This is a genomic window from Micromonospora sp. C97 (assembly GCF_018070385.1).
Lineage (GTDB): Bacteria > Actinomycetota > Actinomycetes > Mycobacteriales > Micromonosporaceae > Micromonospora > Micromonospora parva.
Genome location: NZ_JAGPXU010000003.1, coordinates 104,912 through 119,970, shown reverse-complemented (window position 1 = coordinate 119,970; position 15,059 = coordinate 104,912). Strand labels below are relative to the sequence as shown.

At 72.0% G+C, this 15,059-nt stretch carries 13 protein-coding genes; 5 read left to right on the top strand and 8 right to left on the bottom strand.

The window, feature by feature from the left end:
- The first annotated feature begins 25 nt into the window (after nucleotides 1–25).
- Nucleotides 26–1,660 (top strand): fatty acid--CoA ligase, encoded by a 1,635-nt coding sequence (locus tag KBX26_RS06900; protein ID WP_210865055.1) that lies wholly within the window; start codon nucleotides 26–28, stop codon nucleotides 1,658–1,660.
- A gap of 187 nt (nucleotides 1,661–1,847) precedes the next feature.
- Here the strand turns inward: KBX26_RS06900 and KBX26_RS06895 are convergent, their stop codons facing one another.
- The 6 genes from KBX26_RS06895 to KBX26_RS06870 all read right to left on the bottom strand — a co-directional run bounded on the left by KBX26_RS06895 (nucleotide 1,848) and on the right by KBX26_RS06870 (nucleotide 7,158).
- A complete protein-coding gene (locus tag KBX26_RS06895) occupies nucleotides 1,848–2,858 on the bottom strand; it encodes an NADPH:quinone reductase (protein WP_030334287.1) in 1,011 nt (336 codons plus the stop codon).
- Nucleotides 2,859–2,886: 28 nt separating this feature from the next.
- Nucleotides 2,887–3,540 (bottom strand): HAD family phosphatase, encoded by a 654-nt coding sequence (locus tag KBX26_RS06890; protein WP_030334289.1) that lies wholly within the window; start codon nucleotides 3,538–3,540, stop codon nucleotides 2,887–2,889.
- A gap of 31 nt (nucleotides 3,541–3,571) precedes the next feature.
- Nucleotides 3,572–4,399 (bottom strand): hypothetical protein, encoded by an 828-nt coding sequence (locus KBX26_RS06885; RefSeq protein ID WP_030334291.1) that lies wholly within the window; start codon nucleotides 4,397–4,399, stop codon nucleotides 3,572–3,574.
- Between the two features lie 189 nt (nucleotides 4,400–4,588).
- On the bottom strand, nucleotides 4,589–5,269 hold the full coding sequence (locus tag KBX26_RS06880) for an FKBP-type peptidyl-prolyl cis-trans isomerase (protein WP_030334292.1): 681 nt from the start codon (nucleotides 5,267–5,269) through the stop codon (nucleotides 4,589–4,591).
- A gap of 148 nt (nucleotides 5,270–5,417) precedes the next feature.
- Entirely contained in the window at nucleotides 5,418–6,056 is a 639-nt protein-coding gene (locus KBX26_RS06875; RefSeq protein WP_030334294.1) for a DUF4241 domain-containing protein, read from the bottom strand.
- Between the two features lie 73 nt (nucleotides 6,057–6,129).
- Nucleotides 6,130–7,158 carry a Ku protein gene (locus tag KBX26_RS06870; RefSeq protein ID WP_030334296.1) on the bottom strand — a complete coding sequence of 343 codons (1,029 nt, stop codon included), beginning with the start codon at nucleotides 7,156–7,158 and terminating at the stop codon, nucleotides 6,130–6,132.
- Between the two features lie 85 nt (nucleotides 7,159–7,243).
- On the opposite strand from KBX26_RS06870, the gene ligD (KBX26_RS06865) reads away from it, so the two are divergent.
- Together ligD (KBX26_RS06865) and ligD (KBX26_RS06860) are read left to right on the top strand one after the other, a co-directional pair.
- Nucleotides 7,244–8,185: a non-homologous end-joining DNA ligase gene (gene ligD / locus KBX26_RS06865; RefSeq protein WP_210864977.1), complete on the top strand. Its 942-nt coding sequence runs from the start codon at nucleotides 7,244–7,246 to the stop codon at nucleotides 8,183–8,185.
- On the top strand, nucleotides 8,175–9,092 hold the full coding sequence (gene ligD, locus KBX26_RS06860) for a non-homologous end-joining DNA ligase (protein WP_030334300.1): 918 nt from the start codon (nucleotides 8,175–8,177) through the stop codon (nucleotides 9,090–9,092). The genes ligD (KBX26_RS06865) and ligD (KBX26_RS06860) overlap by 11 nt, the downstream gene beginning before the upstream one ends.
- Before the next feature lie 156 nt (nucleotides 9,093–9,248).
- Here ligD (KBX26_RS06860) and KBX26_RS06855 read toward each other — a convergent pair whose 3' ends face one another.
- Both KBX26_RS06855 and KBX26_RS06850 read right to left on the bottom strand, forming a co-directional pair.
- Nucleotides 9,249–11,555 (bottom strand): esterase-like activity of phytase family protein, encoded by a 2,307-nt coding sequence (locus tag KBX26_RS06855; protein ID WP_210864976.1) that lies wholly within the window; start codon nucleotides 11,553–11,555, stop codon nucleotides 9,249–9,251.
- A 54-nt stretch (nucleotides 11,556–11,609) separates the two neighbouring features.
- Complete coding sequence (locus tag KBX26_RS06850; RefSeq protein WP_081883921.1) at nucleotides 11,610–12,710, bottom strand: hypothetical protein; 1,101 nt, start codon at nucleotides 12,708–12,710, stop codon at nucleotides 11,610–11,612.
- Between the two features lie 144 nt (nucleotides 12,711–12,854).
- Between KBX26_RS06850 and KBX26_RS06845 the strand changes: the two genes are divergently transcribed.
- Nucleotides 12,855–13,607, top strand: a complete 753-nt coding sequence (locus KBX26_RS06845) for a TIGR03089 family protein (RefSeq protein WP_210864975.1) — start codon at nucleotides 12,855–12,857, stop codon at nucleotides 13,605–13,607.
- A gap of 158 nt (nucleotides 13,608–13,765) precedes the next feature.
- A complete protein-coding gene (locus KBX26_RS06840) occupies nucleotides 13,766–14,728 on the top strand; it encodes a zinc metalloprotease (RefSeq protein ID WP_210864974.1) in 963 nt (320 codons plus the stop codon).
- The last annotated feature ends 331 nt before the right edge of the window (nucleotides 14,729–15,059 follow it).

Below are 15,059 nucleotides of genomic sequence, written 5' to 3'. Positions count from 1 at the left end.
CTTGTTACCCATGCGTAGCACGATGATGGACGCCCCTCTGCAGGTCTCCCGGATCCTCGAGCACGGCGCAGGAGTGCACGGCACGGCCGAGGTGGTGACCTGGACCGGCGCCGAGCCCCGCCGGATGACGTACGCCGAGGTGGGGCGCACCGCCGCCCGGTTGGCGCACGCGCTGCGCGACGAGTGCGGGGTGACCGGGGACGAGCGGGTCGCCACCTTCATGTGGAACAACAACGAGCACCTGGTCGCCTACTTCGCGGTGCCGAGCATGGGCGCGGTGCTGCACACGCTCAACATCCGGCTCTTCCCCGACCAGGTCGTCTACATCGCCAACCACGCCGAGGACCGGGTGGTGCTCGTCGACAGCACGCTGCTCCCGCTGCTGGCCCGGGTGATCGGCGAGCTGACCACGGTGCGGCACGTCGTGGTGGTCGGCGGCGGTGACCCGGCGCCGCTGGTGGCGGCTGCCGGTGACCGGATCACCGTGCACCACTGGGACGCGCTGCTCGCCGACCGGCCCGAGGTGTACGACTGGCCCGAGGTCGACGAGCGCGATGCCGCCGCGCTCTGCTACACCTCGGGCACCACCGGGAACCCGAAGGGTGTGGCCTACTCGCACCGGTCGATCTACCTGCACTCGTTGCAGGTCTGCATGCCGGAGGGTTTCGGTCTCGGGCCGACCGACCGCGAGTTGGCCATCGTGCCGATGTTCCACGCCATGTCCTGGGGCCTGCCGTACGCGGCCTTCCTCTCCGGCGCGTCGCTGATCATGCCGGACCGGTTCCTCCAGGCCGCGCCGATCGCCGAGATGATCGCCGCCGAGCGGCCCACCCTGGCCGGCGCGGTGCCGACCATCTGGACCGACCTGCTGGCCTACCTGGACACCCACGACGTGGACACCTCGTCGCTCGGTGAGGTGATCGTCGGCGGGTCGGCGTGCCCGCCGGCGTTGATGCACGCGTTCGGCGAGCGGCACGGGATCGAGGTCATCCACGCCTGGGGGATGACCGAGATGTCTCCGCTGGGGTCGGTCTCACGTCCACCCGCCGGTGTGACAGATGAGCAGGCGTGGCGTTACCGCTACACGCAGGGGCGGGTGCCGGCGGGCGTGCAGGCGCGGATCGTCGGCCCGTCGGGCGAGCCGATGCCCGCCGACGGCACGGCGGTGGGCGAGTTGGAGGTCCGTGGGCCGTGGGTGACCGCCCGGTACGTCGGTGACGACGCCCCGGAGGAGGAGAAGTTCCGCGACGGCTGGCTGCGAACCGGCGACGTCGGCACCCTCTCGCCGGACGGGTACATCACGCTGACCGACCGCGCCAAGGACGTGATCAAGTCCGGTGGTGAGTGGATTTCGTCGGTGGAGCTGGAGAACGCGCTGATGGCCCACCCGGCGGTGTTGGAGGCGTGCGTGGTGGGTGTCCCGGACGAGCGGTGGGACGAGCGGCCACTGGCCACCGTGGTGGTCCGGGAGGGCGCGTCGGTGACCGCGGAGGAGCTGCGGGACTTCCTGGCCACGTCGGTGGCGCGCTGGCAGTTGCCCGAGCGCTGGGCGTTCATCGACACCGTGCCGAAGACGAGCGTGGGCAAGTTCGACAAGAAGGTCGTCCGTTCGCGGTACGCCGGGGGTGAGCTGACTGTCCGGGAGCTGACAGCCCCGTAACGTTTTGCCAGGCACTGTCGCCTGTTGGGGCGGGAGTACTCCTGCAACAACCCTCCCCAGGGGCGGCCCCGGCGTTCGCACCGCGCCGGGGCCGCCCGCTCCACGCGGGGTGACCCGCACCATCATTGTTGCGAAAGTTATTCGCTTCTGTCCTGCTGACGGGGAAATCGGGCGATCGGCGACCCGATCAGGCGTCGCTGGTGGTGATGAGCACCTTGCCCACCGTCGAATCCTCCACCGCCTGGTGCGCCGCTGCCGCCTCGGCCAGGGGGTAGTAGTGCAACGGCAGCCCGGCGTCCGCACCCACCCGGATGCCGCCCTGGCTGGCCGCCGCCGCCACGTCCTTCACGCCCAGCGCCTTGGCCGCCTTCGGCTCCGTGTAGACAAGCACGAACTGCCAACGGGCGTTCGGCGCCATCATCGCCCGGATCGGGATGCTGACCTCGCCCCCACCGTCGTCGGCGTACATGCAGACCGCGCCGCCGTGGCGCAGCACCTGGGCGTCGATCGGGGCGTTACGGGCGGGAGAGACCTCCACGATCGTGTGGACCCCGTCGGGGGCGATCTTGTGGACCTCCTCGACCACGTCCTGCTCCCGATAATTGATCACAAAGGAGGCACCGGCCGACGCGGCGAGCTGCGCCTTCTCCGCGCTGCTCACAGTGGCGATCACCGTGGCGTCGGACCACCGGGCGAGCTGGATCGCGGCGTTGCCGACCGCTCCCGCGCCGCCCTGCACCAGCACCGTGTGATCCGCCAACGCGCCGGCCCGCAACGTGTCCGGCATGAACTCACCAGCGGTCAGACAGCGGTGCGCGGTGAGGAACGGAATGCCCAGGGCGGCGCCCAGCTCGAACGGGGCGTCGCCGAGGCGTACCGCCTGCCGGACCGGCACCAGCGTGTACTCCGCCGCCGTACCCCACTGTCGCTGCCAGGCCGCTTCCCAGATCCACACCCGCTCACCGATCAGGTCGGGATCGACCCCCGCGCCGACCGCCTCGACCACCCCGGCGCCGTCCTGCCCGGGAATCTGCCACCCGTCCGGCGGTGAACTGCGGCGGGACTTCCAGTCGGTCGGGTTCACCCCGGAGACCGCCACCCGCACCAGGACCTCGCCCGCACCCGGTTCCGGCACCGGCCGGTCGACCAGAGAAAGCACCGACGGGTCGCCGGTGCGCTCGTACACGATGGCCTTCATCCGTGGTCTCTACCCCGCTCGGCCCCGGTCAACCCAGCTCGTCCACCAGCTCCGGGGTCAGCGCACCGATCGCGTCGAGCGTCACCACCGCCAGCCCCGCGGCGTCCGGATCGAGCGGGTACGAGCCGTGCGGCACCGCCACCACGCGCATCCCCGCCGCCGCTGCCGAACGCACCCCGTTGGACGAGTCCTCCACCGCCACGCAGCGGGTCGGGTCGACGCCCAGGCGCTGCGCCACGCTCAGGTACACGTCCGGCGCGGGCTTGCCCCGCTCGGTCTGCTCGGTGGAGAGGGTCGCGCCGAACGCGTCGGTCAGGCCGGTCGCCGCCAGCGCCGCCTCGATCAACCGGGTCGGCGACGAACTCGCCAGCCCGAGCGGCCACCGCGCGGCCAGCCGGCGGACGACCTGGTCGGCACCGTCGATGAGGGGCACGTGCTCGCGGTAGCGGCGGGTCATCTCCTCGACCACCTCGACGGCGACCTGCTCGGCGGTACGCCCGACGCCCAGCTCCCCGCTGAGGTAGTGGGCCCACTCGCCGGTGCTCATCCCCATCAGTCGGCGTTGGGTGTCCGGCTGCCACGTTCCGCCGTGCGCCGCCACGTACGCCCGGCGGACCTCCTCCCACACCGGCTCGGAATCCACGATCACGCCGTCCAGGTCGAAGACCACCGCATCCGTCACGGGCCCATCCTGCCCGACCGGCGGGTGCCCGTCAGCCGGGCAGCGCCGGCAGCCCGACCGGGCTGCCCTCCGGGACCAGGGTGTGGCAGGAGCGGGCGATCGGCTCCAGCAACTCCCGGAGCCGGTTCGTGTCGTCCGGGGCGAACGCCCGCCACGGATGCGCGGCGGCCCGGTCGGTGGCGTCCTCGACGGCCTGGAGCCCGGCCCGGGCATCGTCGGTGGCAGCGCCGTCACCGGTCAGCCAGCCCTGCTCGGTGAGCCGCTCACGGGCGGCCTGCCACTGCTCCTCGGACCAGCCCCGGCCCAGCAGGTACTGCGGCGGCGAGCCGTCCAGCGCCACCCGCGCGGTCAGGGTCTCCACCGGGTCCAGCCCGGCGGCGACCAGCGCCGCCACGTGCCCGTCACCACGGTGCTCGCGCAGGGTCGTGGCGGCCTGCCACAGCCGGGCCAGCGGGTACTCGCCGGCCGGGAGCGCCGCGTTGGCCGCGCCGAGCACCCGGCCGGCGGTCTGCGCCGCCGACGCCGCCCGCTCCAACAGGTCGGCCGCCTCCACCAGATGCGACTCCGGCAGCTCGTAGGTCAGCTCGGCGAGCGCCTGCACCGCGCCGGTCAGGCGGGCCCGCAACGCCTCCTGCGGGGTGGCCAACCGCCACACCGCGGGCAGCGCGCGGGCCACCATCGGCGGTGCGAAGGTGAAGAAGGCGGCAGTCACCGGGGCCGCCTCGGTGGCGCCCAGTGGCGCGGCCCGGCCGGCGAAGTAACCGCGCCAGTAACCGCGCAGCCCCACCGCCTCGTACGCGGCACGGGCCCGGGGGTGGAGGTAGGTGACAGCGTGCACCGGCTCGAAGTACGCCCACATCGACCGGGCGGTCCGCCCAGGCTCGTCCAGCGCCGTCACATGCACCTCCGCGTCCGGTTCCAGCTGGGGCACCCCGGGCGGCGAACCGCCCGGGGTGACGCCGAACCTACTGCCGCTGGGTGACGGGCCGGAAGCCCCATGTGAACAACCCCATCGCGTCCCGGCGACAACCGGGACGATCCGGGCAGGTCACTGGGCGGCGAGCACGTCCACCACGAAGCGCAGCGGACCGGTCGGACGTCCACCGGCGGCGGCCTCGTCGTTGCCGTACGCCAGCTCGCCCGGAATGTCGAGCTGCACCCGGCTGCCCACCGTCACCCCGACCAGGCCCTGGTCCCAGCCCGGGATCACCTGGCCGACGCCGATCGGGAAGGTGGCCGGCTGGCCGGCCTTCCAGGAGGAGTCGAACTCCTTGCCGTCCTTGTAGAACACCCCCACGTAGTTGGTGGTGATGTTCTGGCCCTTCTGCACGGCCGGCCCGGTGCCCTTGATCAGCGGCGTGACGACGAGCTTCTTGAGCTCACCGGTGCCCGGCGTCACCGTCGGCTTGCTGCCCAGCGCGGGATCGGCGCCCTCGGGCAGCTGCGGCGCGGGAGGCGCGCCGGCCTCGTCGGCGGCCGGGGCGGAGGCGGACGGGGTGGAGTCGGCCGAGTTCTTGGGCTTGTCGTCGCCACCGCCGATCGTCACGAAGACGCCGATCAGCACCCCGACCACGGCGACGGCGGCGAGGCCGCTGGCCCACGCGTTGCGCTTCCGCCTCGCGTCGGCGGCCTTCTTTGCCGCCAACTGGGCGGCCAGGCGGCGCCCCGACTTGGTGGCCGGGCTCTGGTCCTGGCCCGCCGACCGGTTCTGCTGCGTCCGCTCGCTCACGTCGTCGACTCCCTGCTGCGAAGTGTGGCCGGCACACCCGGTGCCGGGGGGAAAGCCGACGCACACGGTACCCGCACCGCGGCCTACCGTGCCCGCCGCGGACGCCCCGGATCGCCCAGCGCGACAGTTCCGGGGCGTTCTCGGGCGACTATTCCGGGACGACCATGAAGTCGGTCACGAACGAGGTGACCCGGCCATCGGCGGCCCGACCGATCCAGGTGCCGTAGCAGCCGTCACCCCAACCGCTCGCCACGGTGACCACGTTCGCACCGCTGACCTCGTCCACCACGGCACTGATCAGCCCCGGGACCGGGGACGAGGGCAGCTCGGCGGGGATGAAGACCTCCTCGACCCGATCGGAGTCCCAACCCTCCAGGACGGCGAGCGCGCTCGGGTCGGCGAAGGTGCCGACGCCGGCGTCCACCCCGTACCCGAAGTAGTCGTCGGCACCGAGCGTGGCGACGTCCTGGTCACCCGCGACGGCCGGCTCCCAGCGGACCGTCGGCTCGGCGGAGACGACCAGCTCCAGCGCGGCAACCCGTCGGTCCACCTCGGCGTCCTCCCGGAGCACCACCGCCACCCAGGCGCGGGCGGGATACCGCCCCGGGGGCACGGTCACCGTGAACGGCTCCGCCTCCGGGCAGACCAGCGGGTCACACCCGACCACGCGGCCGGTCGGCAACACGATGTCGCCCACCGGCTGAACCTCGATCAGGTATCCGCCGTGCTCGTCGGTGAAGCGGGCGCCGGGCGTCAACAACCGGTCCAGATCAGGGGTGTACGGCATGGGGGCTCCTCCGGTCGCCAGCGGCCGGCGGAGCGTACCCGGCCCGACGGACACCGCCGTCGGGGCCGTACGGTCAGGCGCTCTTGCGGGGTGCGGTCTTGCGCGCGGCGGTCTTCTTCGCCGGCTCCGCCTTCTTCGCGGCGGTCTTCTTCGCGGCGGTCTTCTTCGCCGGCTCGGCCGCCTTCTTCTCGGCCGTCTTCTTCGCCGCCGTCTTCTTCGCGGGCGCCTTGGCCGCCTTCTTCTCCGCTGCCTTCTGCGCGGACCGGGCCGACGAGATGGGCGTCGGCTCGCCAGCACCGCCACCCGCGCGGGCGGGCTGCTCGCCGCGAGCCGCCTTGGCGCGCTCCACCGACGCCTTCAACGCGGCCATCAGGTCCACCGCCGCGGCCGGGGCCTCCTCGACCTCCTCCGGCTGAACGACCTCGCGACCCTCCACCTTGGCGTCGATGACCTCCTGCAACGCGGCCCGGTAGTCGTCGGTGAAGACGTCCGGCTCGAACTCGCCGGTCATCGAGTCGATCAGGGAGCTGGCCATGGCCAGCTCCGGCGGGCGCACCTTCAGGTCCTCGTCGAGGAAACCGAAGTCCGGGGTACGGATCTCGTCGGGCCAGAGCATGGTGTTGAGCAGCAGCACACCCTCGCGGACCCGCAGCGTGGCCAGCTGTTCCCGCTGGCGCAGCGCCACCTTGACGATGGCCACCCGCTCCGAGTCGATCAGCGCGTCGCGCAGCAGCACGTACGGCTTGGTGGCCGCGCCCTCCGGCTCCAGGAAGTACGCCTTGTTGTAGAGGATCGGGTCGACCTGTTCGGCCGGGACGAACTCCAGCACGTCGATGGCGCGGGAGCTGGTCAGCGGCAGGTCGGCGAAGTCCTCGTCGGTGAGGATCACCATCTCGCCGCCGCCGATGTCGTAGCCCTTGGCGATGTCGTCGTAGGTGACCTCCTCGCCGCAGACCGAGCAGGTGCGCTTGTAGCGGATGCGACCGCCGTCCTCGCGGTGCACCTGGTGGAACCGAATGTCCTTCTCCTCGGTGGCGGAGTAGAGCTTCACCCCGATCGAGACGAGCCCGAACGACACGGCTCCCTTCCAGATGGCACGCATCCTGCGCTCCCTTCCCCGGTATCGACCATGCTCGCATCCGAAAGAACCGGACGCGAGGTGTTCGGCCTGCTACTACAGTCGGGTCGTGCCCGGCGCGCCGCTCAAGCCGATGCTCGCGATGACCGGGCCGCTCCCGGCGGGTGACGGCTGGGCGTACGAGTTCAAGTGGGACGGCGTCCGCGCGCTCGCCGACATCTCCGGCGGCGACCAGCACCTGTATGCCCGCTCCGGCGTGGAGATCACCGCCGCGTACCCGGAGCTGGCCACCCTGCCCGAGCAGGTCGACGACGCCCTGCTCGACGGCGAGGTGGTGCTGCTCGGGCAGGGTGGGCAGCCGTCTTTCACCGCGCTGGCCGAGCGGATGCACGTCCGGGACCGGAACAAGGCGGCCCGGTTGGCGGCGATCATGCCGGTGACCTACATGATCTTCGACCTGCTGCGGCTGAACGGCGACGACCTGACCGGTTGGCCGTACGAGCGCCGCCGGGAGGCGCTGGACGGGCTCGCCCTCGGCGGCCCCCGGTGGGCGGTGCCGCCGATGTTCGCCGACGGGCCGGCCACCTACGAGGCGGCCGGTGAGCACGGCCTGGAGGGGGTGATGGCCAAGCGCGTCGGTGCCGTCTACCGCCCGGGGGTGCGCTCGCCGGACTGGGTGAAGGTCAAGCTGGAGGTGACCGGCGACTTCGTCATCGGCGGTTGGCGACCGGGCGCCCGTCGGATCGGTGGGCTGCTGGTGGGGGTGCCCGGCCCGGACGGCCGGCTGATCTACCGGGGCCGTGTCGGTGGTGGGATCGGTGCCGCCATCGAGCGGCAGCTCCTCGCCGAGCTGGAGCCGCTGCGCTCCGGCGTGTCACCGTTCGCCGCGGGTGTGCCGCGCGAGGATGCCCGGGGCGCCATCTGGGTAGAACCCCGGGTGGTGGTGGAGGTGAAGTACGGCCAGCGCACCCCCGACGGCCGGCTGCGCTTCCCCCGGGTGCTGCGGTTGCGCCCGGACAAACCTCCGGAGGAGGTCGACGATGCCGGCTGAGCGGTTACGGGTGGACGTCGAGGGCCGCTCGCTGGAGCTGTCCAATCTGGACAAGGTGCTCTACCCGGCGGCCGGGTTCACCAAGGGTGAGGTGATCGACTACTACACCCGGATCTCCCCGGTGCTCCTGCCGCATCTGCGGGACCGACCGGTCACCCGGATCCGCTTCCCCAACGGCGTGGACGACAAGTCGTTCTTCGAGAAGAACACACCGGCCGCGACCCCGGACTGGGTGCGGGTGGAAAACCTGCCCGCCCCCGGGTCGACGAAGGGCCGGGAAACCATCGACTACGTGGTCGCCGACGACCTGCCCACCCTGGTCTGGCTGGCGAACCTGGCCGCGTTGGAGCTGCACACGCCGCAGTGGAAGGTCGGCGAGCACCCGGACATGATGGTCGTCGACCTGGACCCGGGGCCGCCGGCCGGGCTCGCCGAGTGTTGCCCGGTGGCGGTCCTGATGCGCGACCGGCTCGCCGACGACGGCATCGAGTCGTACCCGAAGACCTCCGGCAAGAAGGGCATGCAGCTCTGCTGCCCGATCGCCGGCACGCAGTCGTCGGACCTCGTCTCCGACTACGCCCGCCGGATCGCCCAGGAGTTGGAGAAGGCCCACCCGAAGCTGATCGTGTCGAAGATGGCGAAGAACCTCCGGCCGGGCAAGGTCTTCATCGACTGGAGCCAGAACAACGCGGCGAAGACCACTGTGGCGCCGTACTCGCTGCGGGCCCAGTCGGTGCCGTCGGTGTCGACGCCGCTGACCTGGGACGAGGTGGAGGCCGGCGCGCGCGGCCGGAAGCCGGCCGTCCGCCAGTTCACCGCCGCCGAGGTCCTGGACCGGGTCGAGGAGTACGACGACCTGCTCGCTCCACTGCTCGACGGCGGCCCGGAACTCCCGGTAAAGGGCTGAACCTGGCTGGGCCGGTCGGCGGTCACCGCCGGTCACCTCCGTCGGGTCGGATGTGGCAGTGAGCGGTATGCCTCAGAGACATCAATATGACTCTGAGGCATACCGCTCAACAGCACATCGACCTGGCGGGCCGGGTCGCGCAGGGCCCGTGCCGGATCAGCGGTGTCCGAAGACCTTCCGGCTGGAGCCGAGGCGCAGCAGCACGGTCTCGCCGGTGGCGTCCTGGACGGCGTCGTTGTCGGTGATCGCGTACACCTTGCCGTTGCCGGCGACCGTCAGACCCTCCAGCTTCTCCTGGGTCCAGCCGTTGGTGGCGCGCAGCGCGGGCAGCACGTCGACGGCGAGGGTCTTCGGCAGCACTGTCAGCGGGCCGGTGGCAGCCGCACCGGGCAGCGGCACCGTGTAGATCCGCTTGACGGTCGCGGCCGGTCCGTTCAGCTTGTCCCGCTCGATGACCGCGAGCCGGTCACCGACCACGGTGATCTCGGAGAGGCCCATCCAGTCGCCGGGCACGCTGGTGGCCCCCACCTGGTAGCCGAACCAACTCCAGGTGCCCGCCGCGACGTCGTACCGCCCAAGTCGGACGACGCCGGCCGGATCGGTGCTCAGCTCCCGCTGCACGGCCACCCAGACGATCTCCCGACCCTGCCGGTCGGTGGTCGCGGTGACCCCCTCCAGGCCCTGCTTGCCGAGGCCGGTGGCGACCTCGGAGGGCAGCGCGACGGTCTGCCGGGTGACCCCGGCGGCGTCGAGCCGGACCAGCTTGTTCTCCGCGCCGGTGGCACCCTCCACGGCGAGCCAGAAGCCACCCTGCGGGCGGGCGAAGACGCCCTCCGCGTCGTAGCCGACCGGCGCGCCGGCAGCGTCCCGCACCGGCAACACACCGGTGATCACGGCCGGCGTCCGCTTCGCGTCGATGGTGAGGATGCGGGTCTGGCTGTACGCGGCGTCGGTGACGCTGTAGAGCTGGTCCCGCTTGCCCGGGACCGCGCTCAGCGCGCCGAGTGCGCCCCAACCGATCGGGGCGCCCGCCCGGTCGGTGCCGGAGACGATGCTCGGGAAGGCCGGGGTGCCAGTGCCGAGCTGGAACAGCGACACCGAGGCCCGGACGTTGACCGAGGCGTCGTCCTCCTCGCTGGAGACCGCGAGCAGCCCGCGCGACGGGATGGGCAGCAGCCCCTCCGGCCCGTTGGTGGTCGGCAGCACCTGCCGGAACACCGGCCGGGTGGGGTCGCTCAGGTCGTAGACGGCGACGAAGTTGCTCCGCTCCGAGCCGACGAACGCGTACCGCACGCCGTCGTACTCGGCGACCGCCACGCCCTCCGGCTCGGTGCCCTTCTTGCCGGCCCGGTCCTCGTTGTGCAGGCCGTAGGTGACGGCGAGCCGCTCGAAGGAGTTTCCGGCGTCCCAGGCGACCCGTCCGCTGCGGCTGTCGAGGACCGACCAGCCCCGGGTGCCGCCGCGCCAGTCACCCTCGTTGGCCGTGGCGAGATAGCGGTCGTCGATCCAGGCCACCGCGTCCGGCTCGCGCGGCACGTCGGTGATGCTGCCGGTCAGGTCGATGACACCGTCCTTCCTGGTGTCGATGCCGCTGATCGTGGCGGTGCCGGCGCTGAACACTCTGGTGATCCGCCCGGTGGGCAGATCGACCACCGCGACGCCGTTGTTCTCCTGCAGCGTCACTGCCAACTGGTTACGGCTGTTGATCGAGACGTACTCCGGCTCGGGGTCGGTCGGCGCGGCGAGACCGGCCCGCACCAGCGCGGGCAGCGCACTGCCGTCGGCCCCGGTCAGCGCTACCGGCCGCAGCCGCCATCCGGCCGGGGACTTCCCGGTTAGGTCGACGATCTGCACGAAACCGGCGGGTGCCTGGGGCAGGTCGCCCTCCTCGCCGCCGGGCGGGGTGGCCTCCTCGTCGCGCTCGTTCTCGATGGCGATCGCGGCGTACCGCTTGTCAGCGCTGATCGCGATCGAGTCGGGCTGACCGCCGAGGTCGAAGCTGGCCACCCGCTGCCGATTGGCCAGCTCGATCACGTCGAGCCGGCCGGACGGGGCGGTGTAGCTGGCGCTGGTGTTCACCACCACCAGCACGTACCTGCCGACCACGGCGACCGAGGTCGGCTCGTCCTCGGCGTCGCCGAGCTGGGCCAGGGAGAGCGTGCCGAGGCCGCGCGGCCGGTCGGCACGGGAGATGTCCAGGAAGCCGATGCGCCGGGCCAACGCGTCGGTGTGGATGAGAGTGCGACCGTCCTCGCTGACCGCCGAGATCTCGGCGACCGTCGCTGTCGTCGGATCCTCGCCGGCCAGGCGGTTCTGGAAGACCGGGTACGTGGCGACCCGGTCGAAGGCGAGCGACCTGGCTGGGTGGTGGTGCCCGCCGGCCGACGCGGGGGTGGCCCCGGTCAGGCTGGCGGCGGCGACACCGGCTGCGGTGAGCGCGGTGAATGCTCTTCTGAGTGTCAAGGACTTCCTCCGTTAGGTCGTACCCGCACGGAGGCTGACAGCTGTTGGGGAGCATCAGCTTGCGCCGACGTGAACAGTCGGCGAAGCACGGCGCAGTCGCCACCAGGCGCCGCCGATTAGGGCCACGGTGATGACGGAGACCGCGATGTCGCCGGCCAGGGCCGCCGTCGGGTTCCCCGGGGAGTACGGCGGCACCAGGTAGGCGAACGCGGCGGCGCTGACCACGCTGGCCGTGCCGGCCGCGAGCACGTGCCGCTGCCCCCAGTGCACGCCCGACGACCAGTAGGCGATGGCGGCCCCCATGATGGCGGCGAGCCCCAGCGCGATGGTCACCCCCGCCCAGCCCGGCGCGAGGTCGGCGCCGAGCCGGACGAGGACGACCAGCAGGCCCAGCCACAGCGGGTGCGGCAGCCGGCGGGTCCGGCGCGGAGCGGGGCGACGCCAGCGGGGCAGCACTGCCGTCGCGACCAGGGCGAGCACGACCACTGCGGCGAGGGTCAGTTGGAGGGGGCTGGCCAGGAAGTTCTTCCGGCCCCCGTCGGACGCGAAGATCAGCAGACTGCCGAGCAGGTACAGCACGGCGACCACGGCCAGCCCGGGTCGGCCGAGCCACGGCCGGAGCCGGCGGCCCGGTCCGAGGAACGACTCGACGAGCACGATCGGCGCGCAGATGGTCAGCACGATGTGGTTGCCCACGTAGTCGAAGGCCTGCCGGAGGCTGAATTCGAGTCCCGGCACCAGCGACGCCTCGGCCGCGGCACGGGTGCCGGCGTACTGGGTGTCGTCGAGGTAGTGCGGGTTGAACAGTGACTGGTCGACCAGGCCGGCCTGGAGAACGCCGAACGCGGCGGCGAGCAGCACGATCGTCGGCCAACCCGCGCCGAGGTGCCGGGCGGTCTCCCGGATCAGGATCGCCGCCCCGCCGTACATCGGGCCGAGGAAGATCAGCACCGGCAGGAAGTCGTCGATGGCGAAGCCACCCCACGAACACTCCGCCGCCCAGGGCGCGAGTAGCAGCAGCGCGAGCACCGGCAGGATCCGTCGGCGCAGCGGAAGACGTGCGGCGGCGACGGCACGGCCGGTGGCGGGGCGGTCTGCGGTGGCTGGGAGGTTGGCGGTGGCTGGGCGATCGGCGGGCTGGGGTTCGGGTGGCATCGGCGCTCCTCGGGCAGCGCTTTCGGGTTCACCTCGTACCGTGCCCGGGCCTACCGGCCGGCCGCTACGGCCATCGGCCGACGACAGCCGCGACCAAAGTCGTTGAGTAGGGTGACTTCGTCGTCGTCACCGGGGAGCGTGGACATGCAGCCAACCGTCACGGCCGATCTGTCGGTGCGGCCCGCCGATGTCGAACGTCCCCTGCTCAGCTACCGCGACGAGGCGACCGGCGAGCGGGTCGACCTGACCGCACAGCAGGTCGGCTCGTGGGCGGCGCGCAGCGCCAGCCTGCTGCGGGACGGCTGTGGACTTGGCCCCGGCAGCCGCGTAGCGGTCCTGCTGCCGCCGCACTGGCGTACCGCCGCGGTGTTGTTGGGCGCGTGGGCCTCGGGCCTGGCGGTGTCGTTCCGGCCGCGCGCCACGGCGGGCCTGCCGGTGCTCGAACCGGGCGGTGACCGGCCGTTCGACGCGGTCTTCGTGACCCCGCAGCGGCAGGACGACTGGCTGGAGGACGTGCCGGACGCCCCGCACCGCTACCTCGTCGGCACCGAGGCGGGTCGGCTGACCGACGTGCCGTTGGGCTGGCTGGACTGGTCCGCCGAGGTGCTCCGCCACTCGGACGTCACACCCGACCACACCGCCATCCGCCCGTCGGACCCGGCCAGCGCGGACGGCACCACCTACGGCCAGTGGGGGGCGCTCGCCCGGGAGGTCGCCGCGATGATGGACCTGCGGGCCGGCGACCGGCTGCTGGTCGACGCTGCCGAGACCGAGCAGCCGCTGAAGTGGTTGCTCGCGCCGCTGTCGGCCGGCGCGTCCATAGTGATCAGCGCCAATCTCGACCCGGCGCGGCGGGACGCGGTCGTCGCCGCCGAGCAGGTGACCCGGGTCCTCTGAACTCCACCGGAGCGCCCCAAACAGCGCTGGCCGGTCCGGTTCCGTTACATCGTCGTCTGCCCTGATCAGAGGGGCTTTTGTCGATGTCGTCGGCGTGTTCTCATACCGAACAGCGACGCCATCGACCCGGCACCGCCTCCCTCACGAAAGGTGCACCGATGCGCAGAAGATCGACCTTCCGACTCGCGGTCCTCACCGCCACCGCCGCGACGGTCCTGGCTTCCGGCGGCGCCTCCGGGGCGCTCGCCACGGCCGCGCCCGCGACCGCCTCCCCGGGCGTCGCCGCCTGCGAGCCGGGTGCCGACGCGCACGGCGCGGCCCGGGTCGCCAAGGGCGCCACCGTCCAGGAGCCGGCGCTGTACGCCAAGAACGAGGCCAACGCCTACGGCGTGATCAAGGACGCGCCGCGCCTGCCCAACGGCAGCGTGACCATCCCGACGGTCTTCCACATGATCTCCGACCATCCGCTCACCGCAGCCGAGACGACCAGGTGGAACACCCTGATCGCCGCGCAGATGACGGTCCTCAACGACTCGTTCGCGGGCCGCACGGCCGGCGACGCCGCCAACACCCCGTTCCGGTTCTCGCTCGTCGACACCACGTGGACGGTGAACAGTGCCTGGTACACGGTCGTGCCCGGCAAGAACGAGCGGGACATGAAGAAGGCGCTGTACACCGGCGACTCCGAGACCCTGAACGTGTACGCGGCCAACATCGGCGGCGGGCTGCTCGGCTGGGCGTACTTCCCGAAGGGCTACAACAACGGGCGCGACTACATCGACGGCGTGGTGATGCTCGACGAGTCGATGCCGGGTGGCACGGCCGGCAAGTACGCCCTGGGTGACACGCTGACGCACGAGGTCGGGCACTGGCTGATGCTGGAGCACACCTTCGCGCACGGCTGCTCCGCGTCCGGCGACTTCGTCGCGGACACCCCACGCGAGGCGGCGCCGCAGTTCGACTGCCCGGTGGGTGCGGACTCCTGCACCGCCCCCGGGCTTGACCCGATCCACAACTTCATGGACTACACCGAGGACTCCTGCATGAACATGTTCACGCCGGGTCAGGCCGACCGGATGAGCGACGCCTGGGTGGCGTTCCGGGCCGGCGGCGCCGGATAGCCCACTGGAGGTCCGGGCCGGTGGGTCGCTCTGCGGCGACCCGCCGGCCCGTCTGCTTCACCCGTCCGGCGGAGCCCTGCCAATCCCTCGATCCGCACGTTGCCGACCCCCGACGTCGTGACCGGTCAGCCCGGACGGGTCGGCCCGACGATCCGGGCGCGGGTCAGTTGGCGAACAGCGCCTCTGCGTCCTGGCCCGTACGCCTCGATCCCGGGCTTGCAATTGAGCCCGAGCTCCTTCTCGACGCCGACCTCGATCCAGAACCTCTGGCAGCCGTAAGTGTTCTGCTAGCGCTGGTGGTAGCCGCGCAGCTCCCCTCGTACCGGTGGAA

Bases quoted from the DNA above. Each gene is read 5' to 3' on its own strand.
- KBX26_RS06900 (WP_210865055.1), top strand. From the start codon at position 26: ATGGACGCCCCTCTGCAGGTCTCCCGGATCCTCGAGCACGGCGCAGGA.
- KBX26_RS06895 (WP_030334287.1), bottom strand. From the start codon at position 2,858: ATGAAGGCCATCGTGTACGAGCGCACCGGCGACCCGTCGGTGCTTTCT.
- KBX26_RS06885 (WP_030334291.1), bottom strand. From the start codon at position 4,399: ATGTGGGCGTACTTCGAGCCGGTGCACGCTGTCACCTACCTCCACCCC.
- KBX26_RS06875 (WP_030334294.1), bottom strand. From the start codon at position 6,056: ATGCCGTACACCCCTGATCTGGACCGGTTGTTGACGCCCGGCGCCCGC.
- KBX26_RS06870 (WP_030334296.1), bottom strand. From the start codon at position 7,158: ATGCGTGCCATCTGGAAGGGAGCCGTGTCGTTCGGGCTCGTCTCGATC.
- ligD (WP_030334300.1), top strand. From the start codon at position 8,175: ATGCCGGCTGAGCGGTTACGGGTGGACGTCGAGGGCCGCTCGCTGGAG.
- KBX26_RS06850 (WP_081883921.1), bottom strand. From the start codon at position 12,710: ATGCCACCCGAACCCCAGCCCGCCGATCGCCCAGCCACCGCCAACCTC.
- KBX26_RS06845 (WP_210864975.1), top strand. From the start codon at position 12,855: ATGCAGCCAACCGTCACGGCCGATCTGTCGGTGCGGCCCGCCGATGTC.
- KBX26_RS06840 (WP_210864974.1), top strand. From the start codon at position 13,766: ATGCGCAGAAGATCGACCTTCCGACTCGCGGTCCTCACCGCCACCGCC.